The sequence below is a fragment of the Enterobacter cloacae complex sp. 385G4 genome (assembly GCF_057320665.1).
On the sequence record NZ_JBXWDD010000006.1, the window covers coordinates 118504 to 139096 of the forward strand.

The following is a 20593-nucleotide window of genomic DNA, read 5'->3' on the forward strand; positions in this document are numbered from 1 at the left end:
TTGCCTGACGGGCAGTGCGGCTCCGGTTTTTTCTTTTATTTGCTGAGGCATAACGTATGGCATGCGGCGAATTCTCCCTGATTGCCCGTTATTTCGACCGTGTCAGAACCTCTCGTCTTGATGTTGAAACCGGCATTGGCGATGACTGTGCACTTCTCAATATTCCTGAAAAGCAGACGCTGGCAATCAGCACCGACACCTTAGTGTGCGGACGTCATTTCTTACCTGATATCGATCCTGCCGATCTGGCGTATAAAGCGCTGGCGGTCAACGTCAGCGATCTGGCGGCAATGGGCGCCGACCCGGCCTGGCTGACGCTGGCCCTGACGCTGCCGGAGGTGGATGAAGCCTGGCTTGAAGCGTTCAGCGATGCGCTGTTTGAACAGCTGAACTACTACGATATGCAGCTGATTGGCGGCGATACGACTGCCGGGCCGCTGTCGATGACGCTGGCGATCCACGGCTATGTGCCGCTCGGTCGCGCGCTGAAGCGCTCGGGCGCTAAACCGGGCGACTGGATCTACGTGACCGGTACGCCGGGAGACAGCGCGGCAGGGCTGGCGATCCTTCAGGATCGCTTAAACGTGACGGACGCTAACGATGCGGCGTATCTGGTGAAGCGCCACCTGCGCCCGACACCGCGTATTCTGCACGGTCAGGCGCTGCGCGAGCGGGCCAGTTCGGCTATCGATCTCTCTGACGGTCTCATCTCGGACCTCGGCCATATCCTGAAGGCCAGCGGGGTGGGCGCGCGCGTTGACCTGGATCTGTTCCCGCTGTCGGAGCAACTGCTTCGCCATGTGGAGCCTGAACAGGCGCTGCGCTGGGCGCTCTCCGGTGGGGAAGACTACGAGCTGTGCTTCACGGTGCCAGAGCTGAACCGTGGAACGCTGGACGTGGCATTGGCCCATCTTGGCGCAAAGTTTACCTGCATCGGACAGATCATGCCGGAGAGTGAAGGGCTGAAGTTTGTGAAAGACGGTGCGCCCGTTACGCTGGACTGGAAAGGGTACGATCACTTCGGGTAAGTTTGTGCGCTCAGTATTGCCGGGTAAGCGTACGCCACCCGGCAAGTGCTTACTTAAACCCCACCACCGGATGCTGCTGATACGGCGTCTCCAGCTCGGCAACCTGCTCCGGCGTCAGCGATAAATCCACCGCGCTTAACAACTCGTCCAGCTGTTCTTCCCGCGATGTACCAATAATCGGTGCGGCGACACCCCGCTTGCCCAGTAGCCACGCCAGCGCCACCTGCGCGCGCGTTGCGCCGATATCGTCGGCGATCCCGGCTAAACGTTCGGCAATCAGCGCATCGCTGGCTTCGGTACCGGAATAAAGATTTTTACCCACTTCATCCGATACCAGCCGCGCCGTGGTTTCTCCCCACGGACGGGTTAAGCGTCCGCGCGCCAGCGGGCTCCACGGGATCACCGCCACGCCTTCCTGGTAGCAGAGCGGCAGCATCTCGCGTTCTTCTTCCCGGTAAATCAGGTTGTAGTGATCCTGCATGGTGACAAAGCGTGCCCAGCCGTGCTGCGCCTGGAGATCGAGCGCCTGAGCAAACTGAGATGCGTGCATTGACGACGCGCCGATATAGCGCGCTTTACCCGCTTTCACGACATCGTTCAGCGCTTCAAGGGTTTCTTCAATTGGCGTGTTGTAATCCCAGCGGTGAATTTGCAGCAGGTCGACGTAATCCATGTTCAGGCGTCTGAGACTGTCATCAATGGAGCGCAGGATCTGCGCGCGCGAGAGGCCTTCAGCCAGATCGCCTGACGGGTAGTACACCTTGGTGGCGACCACAATCTCATCCCGACGTGCAAAATCACGCAGAGCGCGGCCCACAATCTCTTCGCTGTTGCCGTCAGAGTAGCTGTTGGCGGTATCGAAGAAGTTGATGCCGCCGTCTATGGCGCGCTTGATGATAGGGCGGCTGCTCTCTTCCGGCAGCGTCCAGGCGTGATTTCCCCGGTCAGGCTCGCCAAAGGTCATGCAGCCCAGGCAAAGCCGGGACACCCTGAGGTCCGTTTTTCCTAATGTCGTGTATTGCATGGTTCCGCTCCTGCTGTTTAAACAATACGTTTAAGCATAGCAGGAGCAGAAAAGGGGAGGGATCAGGCCAGCCAGCTGCGGATTCTGGCTTCGATACCGGCGGCGTCCAGGCCGATGTCGGCACGCGCCTCGTCCTGAGTGCCTTGCGGGATGAAGTGGTCCGGCAGGCCGAGGTTCAGCACCGGAACCAATTTACGGTTCGCCATCAGTACCTCGTTAACGCCGCTGCCCGCACCGCCCATGATGGCGTTCTCTTCCAGCGTGACCAGCACGTCGTGGCTTTCTGCCATGCTCAGAATCAGAGATTCATCGAGCGGCTTCACAAAGCGCATATCCACCAGCGTCGCGTTCAGGGTTTCAGCGACTTTTGCCGCTTCCGGCATCAGCGTACCAAAGTTCAGGATCGCCACTTTTTCGCCGCGACGTTTCACCAGACCTTTACCGATCTCCAGCTTTTCCAGCGGCTGAAGTTCAACGCCAAGGGCATTGCCGCGCGGATAACGTACCGCGCAGGGGCCGTCCTGATAGTGGTAGCCGGTATACAGCATCTGACGACACTCGTTTTCGTCGCTTGGCGTCATGATGACCATGTCCGGGATGCAGCGCAGGAAGGAGAGATCAAACGCCCCCTGGTGCGTCTGGCCGTCAGCCCCCACGATGCCCGCGCGGTCGATAGCAAACAGCACCGGCAGCTTCTGGATGGCAACGTCATGGATCACCTGGTCGTAGGCGCGCTGCAGGAAGGTGGAATAAATCGCCACCACCGGCTTGTAGCCGCCAATCGCCAGCCCCGCCGCGAAGGTGACCGCGTGCTGCTCGGCAATGGCGACGTCAAAATACTGGTCCGGGTATTTTTTGGAGAACTCGACCATGCCGGAGCCTTCACGCATGGCAGGCGTGACCGCCATCAGCTTGTTATCTTTTGCCGCCGTTTCGCACAGCCAGTCGCCAAAGATTTTTGAATAGCTCGGCATTCCGCCGCTGCTTTTCGGCAGGCAGCCGCTGGTATGGTCGAACTTTGGCACCGCGTGGAAGGTGATCGGATCTTTCTCAGCAGGTTCGTAACCACGCCCTTTTTTGGTCATGATGTGCAGGAACTGCGGGCCTTTCAGGTCGCGCATGTTTTTAAGCGTGGTCACCAGACCCAGCACATCGTGCCCGTCCACCGGGCCGATATAGTTAAAGCCCAGCTCTTCGAACAGCGTGCCCGGCACGACCATGCCTTTGATGTGTTCTTCGGTACGCTTGAGCAGCTCTTTGATCGGCGGCACGCCGGAGAAAACTTTTTTCCCGCCTTCCCGCAGCGATGAGTAAAGCTTGCCGGAAAGCAGCTGCGCCAGATGGTTGTTCAGCGCGCCGACGTTCTCGGAGATCGACATTTCGTTATCGTTGAGGATAACCAGCATGTCCGGCTTGATATCGCCCGCGTGGTTCATGGCTTCAAAAGCCATCCCGGCGGTGATCGCACCGTCGCCAATCACGCAGACGGTGCGGCGCTGCTTGTTCTCTTTCTCGGCGGCAACGGCAATACCGATGCCCGCAGAAATGGAGGTCGATGAGTGGCCGACGCTCAGCACGTCATACTCGCTCTCACCGCGCCACGGGAACGGGTGCAGGCCGCCCTTCTGACGAATGGTGCCAATTTTATCGCGACGTCCGGTCAGAATTTTGTGCGGATAGGCCTGGTGGCCCACGTCCCAGATAAGCTGATCGAACGGCGTGTTATAGACGTAATGCAACGCCACGGTCAGCTCAACCGTGCCAAGCCCGGAGGCGAAGTGGCCGCTGGAGCGGCTAACGCTGTCGAGCAGGTAGCGACGCAGCTCGTCACACAGCTTCGGCAGACTCTCTTTCGGCAACAGACGTAACTCCTGGGTGGAGTCAACTAACGCCAGTGTCGGGTATTTGGCAATATCAAAACTCATCAAAGGCTCATCGAGATATATAGTTTATTTATCACGCTGGATTATATAGTCCGCTAGCGCTTCCAGTGCCGAGGTATCCAGCGATTGCGCGGCCAGCTCATTCAGCGACTGGCGGGCATCGTCAATCAGATCCCGGGCTTTACGTTGGGCTTGCTCAAGACCCAGCAGGGCGGGATAGGTACTTTTGCCAAGCTGCTGATCCGCACCCTGACGTTTACCCAATGTTGCAGTATCGCCCACCACATCCAGAATGTCATCCTGAACCTGGAATGCCAGACCGATACTTTCTGCGTATCTGTCCAGAATCGGCAGGGCTTTGCGCCCTTGCTCACCCGCGCTCAGCGCGCCCAGGCGAACGGCGGAACGAATAAGCGCGCCCGTCTTATGACGGTGAATGCGCTCCAGCTGTTCCAGATTAACCTGACGTCCTTCCGCTTCAAGATCCAGCGCCTGGCCGCCGCACATGCCGGCCACGCCGCTGGCCATTGCCAGTTCGGAGATCATCGCCAGGCGGTCGCGGTCGGCCACTTCCGCCATCGGCGCATCACTGAGAATCGAGAACGCCAGCGTCTGCAAGGCATCGCCCGCCAGAATGGCATTCGCCTCGCCAAACTTAATGTGGCAGGTTGGCTGACCCCGGCGCAGATCGTCGTCGTCCATCGCCGGGAGATCGTCGTGGATCAGCGAGTAGGCATGGATGCACTCCACGGCGGCTGCCGGGGCGTCCAGCGTATTATCGCTGATGCCAAACATGTTGCCCGTGGCATACACCAGGAACGGACGCAGGCGTTTACCCCCTAAGAGTGCGCCATAGTGCATGGCTTCAACCAGTGGAGTGTTCTGAAAAGGCTGCGGCGCAATAAAACGGCGTAGGGCGTCGTTGGCGCGAACGACGCGCGCCTGAAGCGCGTTGGTAAAATCCATTTACTCGGCGTCCGGTGTGAATGGCGTGGTTTTAGCGTCTTCGCTGTCGGAAAGCAGGATCTGCACTCGCTGCTCGGCCTGCTGGAGTTTTACCTGCCCCTGCCGCGCAAGCTGCACACCGCGCTCAAATTCGTTGAGGGCGTCTTCCAGCGGTAAATCGCCGCTCTCGAGGCGGGTAACAATCTGCTCAAGCTCACTCAGCGCAGTTTCAAAACTGGCCGGTGCGTCGTTCTTTTTCGGCATAGTGAATTAACTCTTATATTCTTCGCCCCAACATGGTAACGGACTCGGGGCAATTATCAAATAACGCGAGTGGCGCGATGGTGGTATACTTGCGCGCCTGGATGCAGCCACGGGTGTGGGCTGCTGTATCATTTTCCACTACAAGCCTTTATAAGCTTGCCTAAGAAACATTGCCGCCATGAAGTTTATCATTAAATTGTTCCCTGAAATCACCATCAAAAGCCAATCTGTGCGTTTGCGCTTTATTAAAATTCTCACCGGGAACATTCGTAACGTATTAAAACACTACGACGAAACGCTCGCCGTGGTGCGTCACTGGGACCACGTTGAAGTCCGCGCGAAAGACGAAAGCAAACGCCTTGATATTCGCGACGCGCTGACCCGTATTCCAGGTATTCACCATATTCTGGAAGTGGAAGACGTTCCGTTCAGCAATATGCACGATATCTTCGAAAAGGCGCTGGTACAGTACCGCGACCAGATCGAAGGCAAAACCTTTTGCGTGCGCGTGAAGCGTCGCGGTAAGCACGAGTTTAGCTCGATTGAAGTTGAGCGCTACGTCGGCGGCGGTCTGAACCAGCACGTTGAGACGGCGCGCGTGCGCCTGACTAACCCGGATGTCACCGTTAACCTTGAGATCGAGAACGATCGTCTGCTGCTGGTTAAGGGCCGTTATGAAGGTATTGGCGGTTTCCCGATCGGCACGCAGGAAGATGTGCTGTCGCTGATCTCAGGCGGCTTCGACTCCGGCGTCTCCAGCTACATGCTGATGCGTCGCGGCTGCCGCGTGCACTACTGCTTCTTCAACCTCGGCGGCGCGGCGCATGAAATTGGCGTTCGTCAAGTGGCGCATTACCTTTGGAACCGCTTCGGCAGTTCCCACCGCGTGCGTTTTGTGGCGATCAACTTTGAGCCGGTAGTGGGCGAAATCCTTGAAAAAGTGGATGACGGCCAGATGGGCGTGATCCTCAAACGTATGATGGTTCGCGCGGCGTCCAAAGTCGCCGAACGTTACGGCGTGCAGGCGCTGGTCACCGGCGAAGCGCTGGGCCAGGTCTCCAGCCAGACGCTGACCAACCTGCGTCTGATCGACAACGTATCAGATACGCTGATCCTGCGTCCGCTGATCTCCCACGATAAAGAGCACATCATCGACCTGGCGCGCGAAATCGGCACCGAAGACTTTGCCCGCACCATGCCGGAATACTGCGGCGTGATCTCAAAAAGCCCGACCGTCAAGGCAGTGAAGGCGAAGATCGAAGCGGAAGAAGAGAACTTCGATTTCAGCATCCTGGAAAGAGTGGTGGCAGAAGCGTCCAACATTGACATCCGCGAGATTGCCCAGCAGACCGAGCAGGAAGTGGTTGAAGTGGAAACCGTGAGCGGTTTCGGTGCGAACGATGCGATTCTGGATATCCGCTCCATTGACGAGCAGGATGACAAGCCGCTGAAGGTGGAAGGCGTGGAGGTAGTTTCTCTGCCGTTCTACAAGCTGAGCACGAAGTTTGGCGACCTCGATCAGAGCAAAACGTATCTGCTGTGGTGTGAGCGCGGGGTGATGAGCCGCCTGCAGGCGCTGTACCTGCGCGAGCAGGGATTCGCGAATGTGAAGGTGTATCGCCCGTAGCGTGCGGCCTGGTGCCCTCACACCGACCCTCTCCCACAGGGGTGAGAAATCCCCAGTAATTTTATACCGGAAGCGATGCATGTGACTTCAAGAAAATGAATGGCTTACAGCGATGCCCTGGTCCGGCTGTAAATCGCTGAGGCGTTTCCTGTAGGCCGGGGCGAGGCGCATGGATGCGCCGAGAGGGCGGGCTTTACAGGGACGTTACCTCCGCCCGTCCCCGACAAGCCGAAAGGAATAAGCCGAAGGCACCGCGAAGCGGCGATTTACCGCCGGGAGCCCGGGTCGCCAGGGCGGCGGCGATTGAGCCGCCCTGGCACGTTCACCGGCCATGTCCTTACAGAGTAGCAAGGAACATAAAGTGAACGGAATGACCACCAGAGCCGTATGTTCCCTCTCACCCCAGCCCTCTCCCTAAAGGGAGAGGGGGTTGTCCGTGCAGGTATTATTTTGTGGGGATCCCTTAGCCCACAGGGAGAGGGCGCAACCAAAGGTTGCCGTTTTGCTTTTACCTCGCGCCACCCGGCTTTTTTTATGCACTACTCTTCATAGTAATTATAAATCCCCGCCGGCATCACCAGCGACGACGCCACTTCGTAGGCCTTCTCCCGCCCGACCAGCAGATCAATAATCTTTAAGCCAAAATCAATCGCGGTGCCGGGTCCCTGGCTGGTCAGCAGGTTGACGCGCGGATCCCAGACAACGCGTTTATCCACCCAATGCTCTTCCGGGATCGTATCCTTAAGCCCCGGGAAGCCGGTCATATTGCCGATGGGGAAGATGTCGTGCGGAATCAGAACCGTTCCAGCGGCGGCACAGATTGCCGCGACGATACGGCCGGACAGATGAAACTGACGCACGGTTTCAACCAGCAGCGGGCTGTCGCGGAAACATTCCGCGCCTTTTAAGCCGCCGGGCAGGACGATGATGTCGTAATCGCCGTCAGCAACCTGGACAAGCGGTGCGTCTGCCAGGATTTTCACCCCTCGTGAACAGGTGATTGCCAGATTGCCGTCGCTGGCTACGCTGGCGGTTGTTACCTTAATGCCGCCACGTACCATTAAATCAATAGTGGTGACCGCTTCCATCTCTTCGCTACCAGGAGCGAGGCAAATCAGTGCCGACGCGCTCATATTCACTCTCCTTACGTTTAACCAGGTCATACAGACGGGCGTTTTCCGGCACGGCGATGCCGTGCGAGCGGGCGCGCTTTAGCAGATAGCCGGTAATGTAATCTATCTCCGTATGGCGTAATGCCCGAACGTCCTGCAGCATCGAGGAGATGTTCTCAGCCGTACTCTCAATAACCTGCTCGACATAACAGCGTAAATCCTCTGCTGAGGTGTGCAGGCCTTCTCGCTCAATGACCGACGCGACTTCTGCACACAGGGACGCCACCTCCTGCGGATGGTTTTTCAGCTCCCCGTTCGGGCAGTTCCACAGCGCCGTCAGCGGATTGATCACGCAGTTTACGGCCAGCTTGCGCCACAGCTGAGGGCGGATGTTGTTGTGCCAGGCGACGTCCGGCAAGACCTTTTGCAGAACATCGGCCAGATAGCTGTAGTCGCCATCCTGTGTTCTGGCCGGGCCGATGTGCGTCACGCCGCTGGCGACATGCACGATAATAGTCCCGTCGCGACGCGCAGCGTGGGTGGTGGTCGCCATTAGCAGAGGCTGCGGGACGCTTTTCAGCTCATCAAGGGTTCCCATACCGTTATGCAGCAGCAGAATGGGGGACGTGGGGGGGAGTTGCGCGGCCAGAGTCTTAACCGCATCTGAGACCTGCCACGCCTTGAGCGTCACCAGCAACAGGTCGCTTTGCGCCAGGAAATCAGGATCGTTCGCGGTGAGGGATTCGTTAAAAATGCTTCCGTCTTCACCAATCAGGTTGACACTGCAATAGGGCTGGGGCACGCGCAGCCAGCCCTGAACCTCATGTCCGTGCTTGCACAGCGCGGTCAGCCACAGCTGGCCGAGCGCTCCGCATCCGAGCACCGTAATTTTCATTGTTCCTCCTCACCTGCAACTGCGCCAGGTGTTACAGCTTAATTATACAGCTAAGCTTCTGTTGAGTTATGCCTCGTAGCGGGTATTATGCAACGCAACAAAAGTGAAGGGAGAAGAAAAGATGCCATCTTTCGATATTGTTTCCGAAGTTGATATCCAGGAAGTTCGCAACGGCGTTGAGAACGCAACCCGCGAAGTTGAGTCACGTTTCGATTTTCGTGGCGTTGAGGCGTCGTTTGAGCTGAACGACGCAAATAAGACCATTAAGGTGCTGAGCGAGTCTGATTTCCAGGTGAATCAGCTGCTCGACATTCTGCGCGCCAAGCTGTTAAAACGTGGCATCGAAGGAACGTCTCTGGACGTGCCGGACGAGTTTGTCCACAGCGGTAAGAACTGGTTTGTAGAAGCCAAACTGAAGCAGGGCATCGAGAGCGCGGTGCAGAAGAAGATCGTGAAGCTTATTAAAGACAGCAAGCTGAAGGTGCAGGCGCAGATCCAGGGCGAAGAAATTCGCGTGACCGGTAAATCTCGCGATGACCTCCAGTCCGTGATGGCGCTGGTGCGCGGCGGGGATTTGGGACAGCCGTTCCAGTTTAAAAACTTCCGTGATTAAGACAAAAAAGCCCGGTTCAACCGGGCTTTTTTTCAGGCCTTCAGTGCCTGCTCCACCTCAAAGCGGTTCGTCACTTTGCTGTCAATTTTGACATAAGCGCTGCGCTCTTCGGGAACAATCAGCACCTCTGTGACCCCTTCTTTTCCTTCCAGACGCTGCTTCAGCGCGTCGCTAATCTCCACGTCATCCGGGATTTCTACCCGCAGGCTGCTCACGTAACGTGGCTCTTTCATGGTGCTGGCGACCAGCAGCCAGACTGTTGCCAGCAGCGCGCCCGCGAGAAACACGGTTTGTGAATCAAACAGGCCGTCGACCCAGCCGCCAAGCGAGCCGCCGATCGCCACGCCGAGGAACTGGCTGGTGGAGTAAATGCCCATTGCGGTGCCTTTGTAACCGGCGGGGGACTCTTTGCTGATCAGTGACGGCAGCAGCGCTTCCATCAGATTAAACGCCAGGAAGAACAGCTGCACGCCTGCGATCAGCTCCCAGAAGTGCGGGCCGGCACCCCACAGCACGATCTCGGCAATCAGCAGTAACGCCACGCAGCCCACGAAGACGCGTTTCATTTTGCGCTTCACTTCGGCGTAGATGATGAACGGCACGACAGAGACAAACGAAATCAGCATCGTGACCAGATAAATTTTCCAGTGCTCGGCCGCCGGGAAACCTGCTGCGGCAAGCTGACCGGGCAGGGCGACAAAGGTGGACATCAGCAGAATATGCAGGCACATAATGCCGAAGTTAAGCTTTAGCAGACGCGGCTCGGCGATGACTTTGCTAAAGCAGCCTTTAACCATCCCGGATTCACGGTTAAGGACATGATTTTTACTGTCTGGCACAACCCACAGGGTGAGTGCGATCCCGATGGTCGCCAGCACCGCAATCATCCAGAACAGGGCGTGCAGACCCAGTTTGTGCGTAATGATGGGACCGAGCACCATCGCAATCGCAAACGTTACGCCAAAGCTCACGCCGATGAACGCCATCGCTTTGGTGCGGTTTTGCTCGCGGGTTAAATCTGACAGCAGCGCCATCACCGCGGCGGCAATCGCACCGGAGCCCTGCAGGGCGCGGCCCAAAATAATGCCCCAGATGGAGTGGGAGAGGGCGGCAATAACGCTCCCGAGCACAAAGACCAGCAGCCCGCCGACAATCAGCGGTTTGCGACCGACGCGGTCGGAGAGCAGGCCAAAGGGGATCTGGAACACCGCCTGCGCCAGACCGTAAATGCCAATAGCAAGGCCAATCAGCGCTTCGCTGGCACCCTGTAACGCCATGCCGTACGTGGTCAGAACGGGCAGGACCATAAACATGCCAAGCATCCGCAGCGAGAAAACAGTCCCTAAACCCCAGGTCGCACGCAACTCGCCCGGCGTCATTTTATAATCGTTCATTACCACCTCAGTTTAAAAGCAGGCCATAGTGTAGTGCGGGGAAGGGGCGGGGTAAATAAAGGCTTATTTAACAAATATTACATGCGTAATTAATAGATTTCGTGAATAAAAAAGGGTGCCGAAGCACCCTTTTCATCATCACATAAACTTACCAGACGTAAGTCAGCAGGTTTTGCGAGTCCGGCACCATGAAGTCTACGGACATCATCACGGACAGGGAGGTGATGGCGACAATCGAGAACACAAACAGCTTGCGTGCCCAGACTTTGTCATCTTCCACCTTGTAGCCGCGCAGGGCCATGCCGAGCCACCAGACGCTCACCGCGGCTGCTACCACCAGATATTTATATCCGGCGTAACCGCCCAGAGAAAGCATCAGCGTTGCCACGGCAAAAGCGATGATGTAGAGCGTGATGTGGTTCTTGGCAACTGAAATGCCCTTCACGACCGGCAGAACCGGAATATTCGCTGCCTGATAATCCTTGAAGCGGAAAATCGCGATGGCATAGGAGTGCGGCATCTGCCACAGGCTAAAGATAGCCAGCAGGATGAGCGCACCGCTGTCGAACTCGTTCGTGACGGCGCAGTAGCCAATCACCGGCGGCGCAGCGCCGGAGAGAGAACCAATCAGCGTGCCGTAGACGGAGTGACGCTTCATATACAGGCTGTAGACGCCTACATACACCACGAACCCCATCACCCCCAGCCAGCAGGCCAGCGGGTTAGCACCAAACCACAGCAGCATAAAGCCAGCAATACCCAGCAAGGTGGCGTACACCAGCGAGACGGAAGGAGCAATCAGGCCTTTAACCAGCACCCGATTCTTGGTCCTTTCCATCTTCTTGTCGATATCCATGTCGATGTAGTTGTTAAATACACAACCGGACGCAACCACCAGTGACACACCGACCAGCGTGTAAATAAAGAGGGTGTAATCAATGCTGCCTTTAGAGGCCAGCAGGAACCCTCCGATTACGGAGATCAGGTTGCCAAAGATGATGCCTGGTTTCGTGACTTGCAGGTATTGCTTAAACATACTCGCCGCTCTTAGTGAACCATCATGTTGTAGTTGAGGTTCCACATAATCCAGATGGAACCGACTACCAGGATAGCGATGATAATCACGGTAAAGATAAAGGCAGTCATATTCCAGCCTTCATCGGACTTGGTGTTCATGTGCAGGAAGCAAACCAGATGCACCAGAATCTGAATCACCGCGGTCACCAGGATTGCTCCCAGGATAACCGGCTTGGACGCAGAACCGCTCATCACCATCCAGAACGGGATCACCGTCAGGATGATCGACAGGATGAAACCTGTCATGTAGGTTTTTACGCTGCCGTGGGAAGCGCCATGATCGTTAGAATGACTCATTACATCGCCCCCATCAGATAGACAACAGAGAACACGCAGATCCATACCACGTCCAGGAAGTGCCAGAACAGGCTCAGGCACATGATACGGGTACGGTTAGTGCTGGTCAGGCCGCGGCGGGAGATCTGGAACATCAGTACTGCCATCCAGATCAGACCCGAGGTCACGTGCAGACCGTGGGTACCCACCAGCGCGAAGAACGCGGACAGGAAGCCACTGCGATCCGGACCGAAGCCTTCCATAATCAGGTGGTGGAATTCATAGATTTCCATCCCGATAAAGCCAGCACCAAACAGCCAGGTCAACGCCAGCCAGGAGACAACCTGGCTCTTGTTGTTTTTGTACATGGCGATAGCCGCCATGCCGTAGGTGATGGAGCTGAATAACAGCAGTGCGGTTTCAACCAGAACGAACGGCAGTTCAAAAATGTCCTTGCCGGTCGGGCCGCCCGCTGTGCCGTTCACCAGAACGGCATAGGTCGCGAACAGACAGCAGAACAGAATGCAGTCGCTCATCAGGTAGATCCAGAAACCGAAGACTTTGGTCGGTCCTGTATCATGGTGCGCATGTTCATGCGCGTGGGCAGTTGAGTGCGCCAGAGTATCAGTTGCCATTTTTCAGCCCCGCTTTAGAAATCTCGTCGAAATGCTGATTTTCCAGCTTTTCAACTTCACGGACTGGTACGTAGTAGTCCACGTCCTCGTCAAAGCTCTTAACAATCCAGCTGATTACGATGCCAGCGAAGCCAACAATCGCCATCCACCAGATGTGCCAGATCATTGCGAAACCAAATACCGTTGCGAAAGCGGCAATCACGATGCCCGCAGCGCTGTTTTTCGGCATATGGATCTCTTCGTAATGCTCAGGTTGCTTGTACGCTTCACCTTTTTCTTTCATTTCCCAGAATGCGTCACGCTCGTGAATGTGCGGCACTACGGCAAAGTTATAGAACGGTGGTGGAGAAGAGGTTGCCCACTCCAGCGTACGGCCACCCCAAGGGTCACCGGTCAGGTCGCGGTTCAGGTTACGGTCGCGGATGGACACGTAGTACTGAATCAGCTGGCACAGAATACCGCAGGCAATCAGCGCTGCACCGCCCGCTGCAACCATCAGCATTGGGTGGAACTGCGGATCGATCTGCTGGCTCAGACGACGGGTCATACCCATGAAGCCCAGCACGTACAGCGGCATAAACGCCACGAAGAAGCCAATGATCCAGAACCAGAACGCGCGTTTACCCCAGGTTTCGTTCAGCGTGAAGCCAAACGCCTTAGGCCACCAGTAAGTCACACCTGCGAAACAGCCGAAGACCACGCCGCCGATGATAACGTTATGGAAGTGCGCAATCAGGAACAGGCTGTTGTGCAGAACGAAGTCAGCACCTGGCACCGCCAGCAGTACGCCGGTCATCCCACCTACGGAGAAGGTCACGATGAAGCCGATGGTCCACAGCATTGCTGAGTGGAACACGATACGGCCCTGGTACATGGTGAACAGCCAGTTGAAGATCTTCACCCCGGTAGGGATGGCGATAATCATGGTGGTGATACCGAAGAAGGCGTTTACGTTCGCGCCCGCACCCATGGTAAAGAAGTGGTGCAGCCAAACGATGAACGACAGAACGGTAATACACACGGTTGCCCACACCAGAGAGGTGTAACCAAACAGACGCTTACGCGAGAAGGTTGCCGCGATTTCGGAGAACACACCGAAGACAGGCAGAACCAGAATGTACACTTCCGGGTGACCCCAGGCCCAAATCAGGTTGATGTACATCATCATGTTGCCACCCATATCATTCGTGAAGAAATGGGTGCCCAGGTAGCGGTCCAGGGTCAACAGCGCGATGGTGACGGTCAGAATTGGGAACGACGCGATAATCAGTACGTTGGCGCACAGAGATGCCCAGGTAAATACTGGCATCTTGAACATCGTCATACCTGGTGCACGCATCTTCAGGATGGTCACGAAGAAGTTGATACCGGTCAGGGTGGTACCGACACCGGAGAGCTGAAGCGCCCAAATCCAGTAGTCAACGCCTACACCCGGACTGTACTCAATTCCCGAAAGCGGTGGGTAAGCCAGCCAGCCGGTCTGTGCGAATTCGCCCACGCCCAGTGACAGGTTAACCAGGATTACACCGACAACCGTGAACCAGAAGCTCAGGTTGTTCAGGAACGGGAACGCTACGTCGCGCGCGCCAATTTGCAGCGGAACGACAACGTTCATCAGACCGATTACCAGCGGCATCGCCACGAAGAAGATCATGATAACGCCGTGGGCGGTAAAGATCTGATCGTAGTGGTGCGGTGGCAGGAAGCCGGCTTCGCCCGCAGACGCGAGTGCCTGCTGGCTACGCATCATGATTGCATCCGCAAAGCCACGAATTAACATGACGATACCGACGATGCAGTACATGATACCGAGTTTTTTGTGGTCAACCGAAGTCAGCCACTCATTCCACAGGTAGCTCCACTTACCGAAGTAAGTGATCAGGCCAACTAAGGCCGCGCCACCAATGATAATTGCAGCCACCGTAACCATGATAATCGGTTCATGGTAGGGCACTGCATCCAGTGTCAATTTTCCGAACATTTTCTTCCTCGGCCCCTTAGTGAGCGGTTTCCGCGTGGCTCATGTCCATGCCTTCCATACCTTCGTGCGCGCTGTGCTCGCCTTCTGGCTGGGTCATGTCCATGCTCTTGCCGTGATCCATAAATTTGCCAATAACGTCTTTGAACAAATCTGGTTTCACGTTAGAGAAGTACTCCACCTTGTTGTATTCGCTAGGTGCAGCCACTTTTTCGAACGCCGCCATGTCAGACATGGTGTTTGGAGACTGCTTCGCTTTTTCAACCCACTGGTCGAAAGCGGCACGGTCCGGCGTCGCAATAGCTTTGAACTTCATACCTGAGAAGCCCGGGCCGCTATAGCTGGCGGAGATACCATCGTAGGTGCCTGCTTCATTCGCGATCAGATGCAGGTTCGTCTGCATACCGGCCATCGCGTAAATCTGGCTACCCAGACGCGGGATGAAGAAGGAGTTCATTACGGAGTTGGAGGTCACTTTGAACTGAACCGGAGTGTTCGCCGGGAAGGCGATTTCATTCACGGTAGCAATGCCCTGCTCTGGATAGATGAAGAACCATTTCCAGTCCATGGAGACCACTTCAATGGTAATAGGTTTTTCATCGTGAACCAGCGGCTTGCTTGGCTCAAGTGCGTGAGTGGTTTTCCAGGTCAGTACGGCAAGGAACAGGATGATCAGGATAGGTACCGTCCAGACCACAGCTTCAACTTTGTTGGAGTGTGACCAGTTCGGGCTATACTTCGCATCTTTATTGCTCGCACGATACTTCCAGGCGAAACCAACAGCCATCAAAATGGCAGGAATAACCACAATCAACATCAGGCCAAAAGCCGTCAATATCAGTGAACGTTGTTCCAGTCCAATCTGTCCTTTGGGGTCTAGTAGTGCAGAATCACAGCCACTGAGTAATACAGTACCTGCGAATAATGACAACCATCCCAAACTTTTATTGTATTTCCTGAGTCTCATTTAACGACCTCAATTCCACGGGAGTCTGGTGGCGTTTAAAGTGTGCGGGCATTTTACGGGAAGGTTACATTACTGTAAACATCATTAGGCCTGTGTCAGGAAGGTGTTACCGGGTTCTGCCGCACATGTCACAAGTGTTGCAGATTATGTCGGTTTTTATGACCGAAGCCGCATGATATGGGCTTTATAACGAAAGGACCCCCAAGCATACCCTAAAAGGGGCAATTGGTATAACCATTGTTAAAAATATACAAAAAATTAACAATTAATTATCAATAAAAAGACATCTAAAAAACGAAAAATCAAACTTTCCAATGCTGAATCGTTTAATGAAAAATAGCGTTTTGGAATTGGCTCCAATAATTTCCAAATCCTATCCCGCACAAAACAACAAATATTTTTTTAGCGGCTGTTGGCTATTTCACCGTTATAATTTCGGTTAGTGATTACAACGGGAAATAACCTTTCACTTTTTCTTCAGGTCATCTGCGTTTTACGCAATGCCATAAAATCGAGCAAACCGCCCGTCAGGATCCCGGTGATGGCCAGCAGGGCTCCTGCGTCCAGCAGAAGGGCTTCGAGGGGGAGCGCCAGAGACGTACTGGCGTTAACGATAAGTACCACAAGCCATAGCGCCAGCGCGCCGCAGCCCGCCATTAGCAGACGTAACGCAAATCGGTAGGCGCGGTGATATTCAGTACGCGGCATAAAGTGTTCGGTCCGCTGGGTATATTCCAGCGTCTGGCGACACACCAGCAATAATAAAATCCCCGGCACGGCAGCCGCGACCGAGAAGAGATAAAACGTTGGCCAGCCGTGGGCTTCTACAAACCAGCCAGCAATCGGACCTACGTACACGCGCCCAACGGCCGAGAGCGCCGAGAGCAGCGCAAACTGCGTGGCGGAAAACGATTTATTGCACAGGGTCATCAGCAGGGCGACAAACGCCGCCGTTCCCATGCCGCCACAGAGATTTTCAAAGAACACCGCCGCGGCCATGCTGAACATATGCTTGTCAGTCACCGACAGCAGCCAGTAGCCCGCGTTAGATGCGCCCTGCAGGATGCCGAAGATCAGCAGCGCGCGGAACAGCGTCAGGCGCTGCATCAATACGCCGCCATAAAGCGCACCGACGATGGTCGCAAACAGCCCCAGCGTTTTATTCACCACGCCCACTTCACCGGCATCAAAACCGACGCCGCGGATCAGGAAAGTGGTGGTCAGGCTCATGGCAAAGGCATCGCCAAGCTTATAAAGGACGATGAGCAGCAGGATCAGCCAGGCATTGTTGCGGCCAAAAAAGTCACGCAGCGGTTCGGCCACGGCCTGTTCCAGCGAGCGGGGAACCGGAATGACGTCGCTCGGTTCGGGTGCAAATAGCGTAGCGATAATGCAGGGGATGAGCAGGGCAGCCATCAGCCAGTACATACCCTGCCAGCCGAGATAACGGTCGGCCAGCCACAACGCCAGCCCGCCGGAGACCAGCATCCCGAGGCGATAGCCCAGCACGCTGATCGCCGCACCGGCACCGCGCTCTTCCGCAGGTAACACGTCCGTCTTCCAGGCGTCGAACACGATATCCTGAGAGGCGGAACAGAAGGCTATCACCACCGCAAGCGCGGCCATCCAGCGGAGCTGTGTGGTCGGCTCAAGAAAGCCCATCGCCGCAATCGCCAGCAGCAGCAGGACCTGTGTCATCACTAACCAGCCGCGACGACGCCCCAGAAACGGCGGCGTATAGCGATCCATCACCGGCGACCACAGGAACTTAAAGACATACGCCTGACCGACAAGCGAGAAGAAACCAATGGTTTTGAGATCGATGTTCTCAACCGTCATCCACGCCTGAAGCGTGCCGGAGGTGAGCGCGAGGGGTAAACCGGAGGCAAAGCCGAGGATCAGCAGAATCGCTGATTTCGGTTGCTGGAAAATGCGTAAGTAGTGACTGGACATGTTCTTATGAACTGACCCGGTGAAGCACCGGGTCAGTGAGCAGGATTAACGTGCGTTCTGCTTGATAAAGTCGTGAATGCTGGTGTCCTGCGCCATATCGGCGATGGTGTCCGTCAGCACGCTATTAACGGCGTTAGCAATATTCTTGTTAGAGGCCTGGAACGCGCCTTCAACAGAGTAGCTGGCGCGGTAGTTTTTGGTCATCTTGTTGCCGTTCTTCGCGGTGGCAATGATGGCGATATCCGCTTTGGTCGCAATGTTGTAGCGCACGTTGCCCTGAGAGACGTCTGCGTACAGGTTGTTGACGATAATCTGCAGATCAACCGCGCCGCTTGGGCCAATCATGTAGCCGCGAGCGGTCATTTGCTTCTCAAGCACTTCCTGCAGCAGGAAGCGCAGGTCGCGAGACGCGGTCAGCGTCACCTGCTGGTTGTCGCGGGTCACTTTTGCCAGCGCCTGGTCCTGACGCTGATCGGCACCGTTAATGCTCACGGTGACGCCCATCAGGCTTGGGTCCTGCTGAGGCAGGGTGATTTTTGGTGAGACATCAATAGTGGTAGGCGGAGTCGCACAGCCTGCCAGCATAAAAAGGGCTACCAACGGAAAGAAGAGTTTTTTAAACATTTTCAGGTTCTCAACGAATCGTAAGCATTAAAGAGAGAAAAATTGCCGCCATCATATCATCGACTACGGCCAGGGGAAGTGGTCAACGCATGTAAATTCATCGTCTTGTCTGAAAACTGACCAGCTCATCCTTTTTCTCCTCCCGCGAGAGACGACAGGTATGAGTCTCACAGTGAACTTCATCCATTTGAATGAGAAAATCAGACGAAAGCTAAATATTTGTTGTCAAGGTGTAATGGAAACGGTAAAAGCGGCTAACATTTAAAGGGATGGGTGACATCTTAGCGTTGTCGGAGGAGTAATTTCATGATGATACGTGAACAGATAGAAGAAAAATTAAGGGCAGCGTTCAACCCTGTGTTCCTCGAAGTCGTCGACGAAAGCTATCGTCATAACGTGCCGGCAGGTTCTGAAAGCCACTTTAAAGTGGTTCTGGTTAGCGATCGCTTCACGGGAGAACGTTTCCTGAACCGACATCGCCTGATCTACAGCACCTTGACGGAAGAACTCTCCACGACCGTGCATGCGCTGGCACTGCATACCTACACCATTAAGGAATGGGAAGGCTTGCAGGATACGGTTTTTGCGTCGCCGCCTTGTCGCGGTGCAGGCACCATCGCCTGATAAATCGGATTTGCAACGGCTGGAGCTTTTCCAGTATGTTGCTTACAGATTTCCTCAAAACGGCCTCCGGGCCGTTTTGTTTTGTCTGAGTTTTGAGCGGATGGTGCGATTTTAAGGCTAAAAATAGCCTTAAAGTGTGAAAAAAGCCGCAGCAACATGCTCCAACCGTTCTCGACTCACCTAAGTGATGCCGCTATAATGCCGCGTCTTATTGAATGTCTTCGGGATGATTCTGGCGACAGGGAATGTGAATCTGCACTAAGAGAGCATCCCGGTATAACAGACAGATTCAGAGTTGACCGAGCACTGTGATTTTTTTGAGGTAACAAGATGCAAGTTTCAGTTGAAACCACTCAAGGCCTTGGCCGCCGTGTAACGATTACTATCGCTGCTGACAGCATCGAAACTGCTGTGAAAAGCGAGCTGGTCAACGTAGCAAAAAAAGTACGTATTGACGGCTTCCGTAAGGGCAAAGTACCAATGAATGTTGTTGCTCAGCGTTATGGTGCTTCCGTGCGTCAGGATGTGCTGGGTGAACTGATGAGCCGCAACTTTATCGACGCGATCATCAAAGAAAAAATCAATCCAGCCGGCGCGCCAAACTACGTGCCAGGCGAATACAAACTGGGCGAAGACTTCACCTACTCCGTAGAGTTTGAAGTGTACCCGGAAGTTGAGCTGAAAGGCCTGGAATCTATCGAAGTTGAAAAACCGATCGTTTCCGTGACTGACGAAGACGTTGACGGCATGCTGGACACCCTGCGTAAGCAGCAGGCGAACTGGAAAGAGAAAGAAGGCGCTGTTGACGCGGAAGACCGCGTAACCATCGACTTCACCGGTTCTGTAGACGGCGAAGAGTTCGAAGGCGGCAAAGCGTCTGACTTCGTACTGGCAATGGGCCAGGGTCGTATGATCCCAGGCTTCGAAGACGGCATCAAAGGCCACAAAGCGGGCGAAGAGTTCACCATCGACGTGACCTTCCCTGAAGAGTACCACGCTGAAAACCTGAAAGGTAAAGCAGCGAAGTTCGTCATCAACCTGAAGAAAGTTGAAGAGCGCGAACTGCCAGAACTGACTGAAGAATTCATCAAGCGTTTCGGCGTGGAAGATGGTTCTGTTGCTGGCCTGCGTACCGAAGTGCGTAAAAACATGGAGCGCGAGCTGAACGGTGCTGTGCGTAACCGCGTGAAATCTCAGGCGATTGAAGGTCTGGTAAAAGCGAACGAAATCGACGTTCCTGCTGCCCTGATCGACAGCGAAATCGACGTGCTGCGCCGTCAGGCTGCACAGCGCTTCGGTGGCAACCAGCAGCAAGCGATGGAACTGCCGCGCGAGCTGTTCGAAGAGCAAGCGAAACGCCGCGTTGTTGTTGGCCTGCTGCTGGGCGAAGTGATTCGTACCCACGAGTTGAAAGCTGACGAAGAGCGTGTGAAGGGCCTGATCGAAGAGATGGCGTCTGCATACGAAGATCCATCAGAAGTGATCGAGTTCTACGGTAAGAACAAAGAGCTGATGGACAACATGCGCAACGTCGCACTGGAAGAGCAGGCTGTTGAAGCGGTACTGGCGAAAGCGAAAGTGACCGAAAAAGCGACCTCTTTCAACGAACTGATGAACCAGCAGGCGTAATTTCGCTCTAACGGTTTAAAGTTTGAACAAAAAACCCGTTGCCTT

Annotated in this window: 19 protein-coding genes; 5 read left to right on the plus strand and 14 right to left on the minus strand. The window is 55.2% G+C overall.

Features of this window, described 5'->3' with window-relative positions; genetic code table 11:
• Positions 1-56: 56 nt before the first annotated feature.
• A complete protein-coding gene (gene thiL, locus AC2FAJ_RS16415) occupies positions 57-1028 on the plus strand; it encodes a thiamine-phosphate kinase (protein WP_447087902.1) in 972 nt (323 codons plus the stop codon).
• Positions 1029-1077: 49 nt separating this feature from the next.
• Here the strand turns inward: thiL and AC2FAJ_RS16420 are convergent, their stop codons facing one another.
• From AC2FAJ_RS16420 to xseB, 4 genes are all read right to left on the minus strand, one after another.
• The gene (locus AC2FAJ_RS16420; RefSeq protein WP_041911087.1) at positions 1078-2052 is read right to left on the minus strand and encodes an aldo/keto reductase; all 975 of its coding nucleotides are present in this window, start codon (positions 2050-2052) and stop codon (positions 1078-1080) included.
• 62 nt (positions 2053-2114) lie between these two features.
• Positions 2115-3977 (minus strand): 1-deoxy-D-xylulose-5-phosphate synthase, encoded by a 1863-nt coding sequence (dxs, locus tag AC2FAJ_RS16425; protein WP_047367605.1) that lies wholly within the window; start codon positions 3975-3977, stop codon positions 2115-2117.
• A 24-nt stretch (positions 3978-4001) separates the two neighbouring features.
• A complete protein-coding gene (gene ispA, locus AC2FAJ_RS16430) occupies positions 4002-4901 on the minus strand; it encodes a (2E,6E)-farnesyl diphosphate synthase (protein ID WP_041911085.1) in 900 nt (299 codons plus the stop codon).
• Positions 4902-5144 (minus strand): exodeoxyribonuclease VII small subunit, encoded by a 243-nt coding sequence (xseB, locus tag AC2FAJ_RS16435; RefSeq protein ID WP_003859094.1) that lies wholly within the window; start codon positions 5142-5144, stop codon positions 4902-4904. It lies immediately after the preceding gene.
• 178 nt (positions 5145-5322) lie between these two features.
• Between xseB and thiI the strand changes: the two genes are divergently transcribed.
• Complete coding sequence (gene thiI, locus AC2FAJ_RS16440) at positions 5323-6771, plus strand: tRNA uracil 4-sulfurtransferase ThiI (RefSeq protein WP_485454327.1); 1449 nt, start codon at positions 5323-5325, stop codon at positions 6769-6771.
• A gap of 539 nt (positions 6772-7310) precedes the next feature.
• Here thiI and yajL read toward each other — a convergent pair.
• Together yajL and panE are read right to left on the minus strand one after the other, a co-directional pair.
• On the minus strand, positions 7311-7904 hold the full coding sequence (yajL, locus tag AC2FAJ_RS16445; protein WP_028012154.1) for a protein deglycase YajL: 594 nt from the start codon (positions 7902-7904) through the stop codon (positions 7311-7313).
• The gene (gene panE / locus AC2FAJ_RS16450) at positions 7867-8778 is read right to left on the minus strand and encodes a 2-dehydropantoate 2-reductase (protein ID WP_041911083.1); all 912 of its coding nucleotides are present in this window, start codon (positions 8776-8778) and stop codon (positions 7867-7869) included. Before panE ends, yajL begins: the two co-directional genes overlap by 38 nt.
• Positions 8779-8899: 121 nt before the next feature.
• On the opposite strand from panE, the gene AC2FAJ_RS16455 reads away from it, so the two are divergent.
• On the plus strand, positions 8900-9391 hold the full coding sequence (locus AC2FAJ_RS16455; protein WP_023293165.1) for a YajQ family cyclic di-GMP-binding protein: 492 nt from the start codon (positions 8900-8902) through the stop codon (positions 9389-9391).
• A 32-nt stretch (positions 9392-9423) separates the two neighbouring features.
• Here the strand turns inward: AC2FAJ_RS16455 and AC2FAJ_RS16460 are convergent, their stop codons facing one another.
• From AC2FAJ_RS16460 to AC2FAJ_RS16495, 8 genes are all read right to left on the minus strand, one after another.
• Positions 9424-10785 (minus strand): MFS transporter, encoded by a 1362-nt coding sequence (locus tag AC2FAJ_RS16460; protein WP_045259898.1) that lies wholly within the window; start codon positions 10783-10785, stop codon positions 9424-9426.
• A gap of 148 nt (positions 10786-10933) precedes the next feature.
• On the minus strand, positions 10934-11821 hold the full coding sequence (gene cyoE / locus AC2FAJ_RS16465; protein ID WP_003859062.1) for a heme o synthase: 888 nt from the start codon (positions 11819-11821) through the stop codon (positions 10934-10936).
• Between the two features lie 11 nt (positions 11822-11832).
• Entirely contained in the window at positions 11833-12159 is a 327-nt protein-coding gene (locus AC2FAJ_RS16470; protein ID WP_006176899.1) for a cytochrome o ubiquinol oxidase subunit IV, read from the minus strand.
• A complete protein-coding gene (locus AC2FAJ_RS16475; protein ID WP_003859057.1) occupies positions 12159-12773 on the minus strand; it encodes a cytochrome o ubiquinol oxidase subunit III in 615 nt (204 codons plus the stop codon). The genes AC2FAJ_RS16470 and AC2FAJ_RS16475 overlap by 1 nt, the downstream gene beginning before the upstream one ends.
• Positions 12763-14754 carry a cytochrome o ubiquinol oxidase subunit I gene (cyoB, locus tag AC2FAJ_RS16480; protein ID WP_028012157.1) on the minus strand — a complete coding sequence of 664 codons (1992 nt, stop codon included), beginning with the start codon at positions 14752-14754 and terminating at the stop codon, positions 12763-12765. Before cyoB ends, AC2FAJ_RS16475 begins: the two co-directional genes overlap by 11 nt.
• Positions 14755-14770: 16 nt before the next feature.
• Entirely contained in the window at positions 14771-15718 is a 948-nt protein-coding gene (cyoA, locus tag AC2FAJ_RS16485) for a cytochrome o ubiquinol oxidase subunit II (RefSeq protein WP_008503322.1), read from the minus strand.
• Positions 15719-16195: 477 nt separating this feature from the next.
• A complete protein-coding gene (gene ampG, locus AC2FAJ_RS16490; protein ID WP_047363949.1) occupies positions 16196-17671 on the minus strand; it encodes a muropeptide MFS transporter AmpG in 1476 nt (491 codons plus the stop codon).
• Between the two features lie 45 nt (positions 17672-17716).
• Positions 17717-18295: a lipoprotein gene (locus tag AC2FAJ_RS16495; RefSeq protein WP_028012160.1), complete on the minus strand. Its 579-nt coding sequence runs from the start codon at positions 18293-18295 to the stop codon at positions 17717-17719.
• 306 nt (positions 18296-18601) lie between these two features.
• Between AC2FAJ_RS16495 and bolA the strand changes: the two genes are divergently transcribed.
• Positions 18602-18919 carry a transcriptional regulator BolA gene (gene bolA / locus AC2FAJ_RS16500; protein ID WP_003859051.1) on the plus strand — a complete coding sequence of 106 codons (318 nt, stop codon included), beginning with the start codon at positions 18602-18604 and terminating at the stop codon, positions 18917-18919.
• Between the two features lie 330 nt (positions 18920-19249).
• Positions 19250-20548 (plus strand): trigger factor, encoded by a 1299-nt coding sequence (gene tig / locus AC2FAJ_RS16505; RefSeq protein WP_008503318.1) that lies wholly within the window; start codon positions 19250-19252, stop codon positions 20546-20548.
• The last annotated feature ends 45 nt before the right edge of the window (positions 20549-20593 follow it).

Bases quoted from the DNA above. Each gene is read 5' to 3' on its own strand.
- thiL (WP_447087902.1), top strand. From the start codon at position 57: ATGGCATGCGGCGAATTCTCCCTGATTGCCCGTTATTTCGACCGTGTC.
- AC2FAJ_RS16420 (WP_041911087.1), bottom strand. From the start codon at position 2,052: ATGCAATACACGACATTAGGAAAAACGGACCTCAGGGTGTCCCGGCTT.
- dxs (WP_047367605.1), bottom strand. From the start codon at position 3,977: ATGAGTTTTGATATTGCCAAATACCCGACACTGGCGTTAGTTGACTCC.
- ispA (WP_041911085.1), bottom strand. From the start codon at position 4,901: ATGGATTTTACCAACGCGCTTCAGGCGCGCGTCGTTCGCGCCAACGAC.
- xseB (WP_003859094.1), bottom strand. From the start codon at position 5,144: ATGCCGAAAAAGAACGACGCACCGGCCAGTTTTGAAACTGCGCTGAGT.
- thiI (WP_485454327.1), top strand. From the start codon at position 5,323: ATGAAGTTTATCATTAAATTGTTCCCTGAAATCACCATCAAAAGCCAA.
- yajL (WP_028012154.1), bottom strand. From the start codon at position 7,904: ATGAGCGCGTCGGCACTGATTTGCCTCGCTCCTGGTAGCGAAGAGATG.
- panE (WP_041911083.1), bottom strand. From the start codon at position 8,778: ATGAAAATTACGGTGCTCGGATGCGGAGCGCTCGGCCAGCTGTGGCTG.
- AC2FAJ_RS16455 (WP_023293165.1), top strand. From the start codon at position 8,900: ATGCCATCTTTCGATATTGTTTCCGAAGTTGATATCCAGGAAGTTCGC.
- AC2FAJ_RS16460 (WP_045259898.1), bottom strand. From the start codon at position 10,785: ATGAACGATTATAAAATGACGCCGGGCGAGTTGCGTGCGACCTGGGGT.
- cyoE (WP_003859062.1), bottom strand. From the start codon at position 11,821: ATGTTTAAGCAATACCTGCAAGTCACGAAACCAGGCATCATCTTTGGC.
- AC2FAJ_RS16470 (WP_006176899.1), bottom strand. From the start codon at position 12,159: ATGAGTCATTCTAACGATCATGGCGCTTCCCACGGCAGCGTAAAAACC.
- AC2FAJ_RS16475 (WP_003859057.1), bottom strand. From the start codon at position 12,773: ATGGCAACTGATACTCTGGCGCACTCAACTGCCCACGCGCATGAACAT.
- cyoB (WP_028012157.1), bottom strand. From the start codon at position 14,754: ATGTTCGGAAAATTGACACTGGATGCAGTGCCCTACCATGAACCGATT.
- cyoA (WP_008503322.1), bottom strand. From the start codon at position 15,718: ATGAGACTCAGGAAATACAATAAAAGTTTGGGATGGTTGTCATTATTC.
- ampG (WP_047363949.1), bottom strand. From the start codon at position 17,671: ATGTCCAGTCACTACTTACGCATTTTCCAGCAACCGAAATCAGCGATT.
- AC2FAJ_RS16495 (WP_028012160.1), bottom strand. From the start codon at position 18,295: ATGTTTAAAAAACTCTTCTTTCCGTTGGTAGCCCTTTTTATGCTGGCA.
- bolA (WP_003859051.1), top strand. From the start codon at position 18,602: ATGATGATACGTGAACAGATAGAAGAAAAATTAAGGGCAGCGTTCAAC.
- tig (WP_008503318.1), top strand. From the start codon at position 19,250: ATGCAAGTTTCAGTTGAAACCACTCAAGGCCTTGGCCGCCGTGTAACG.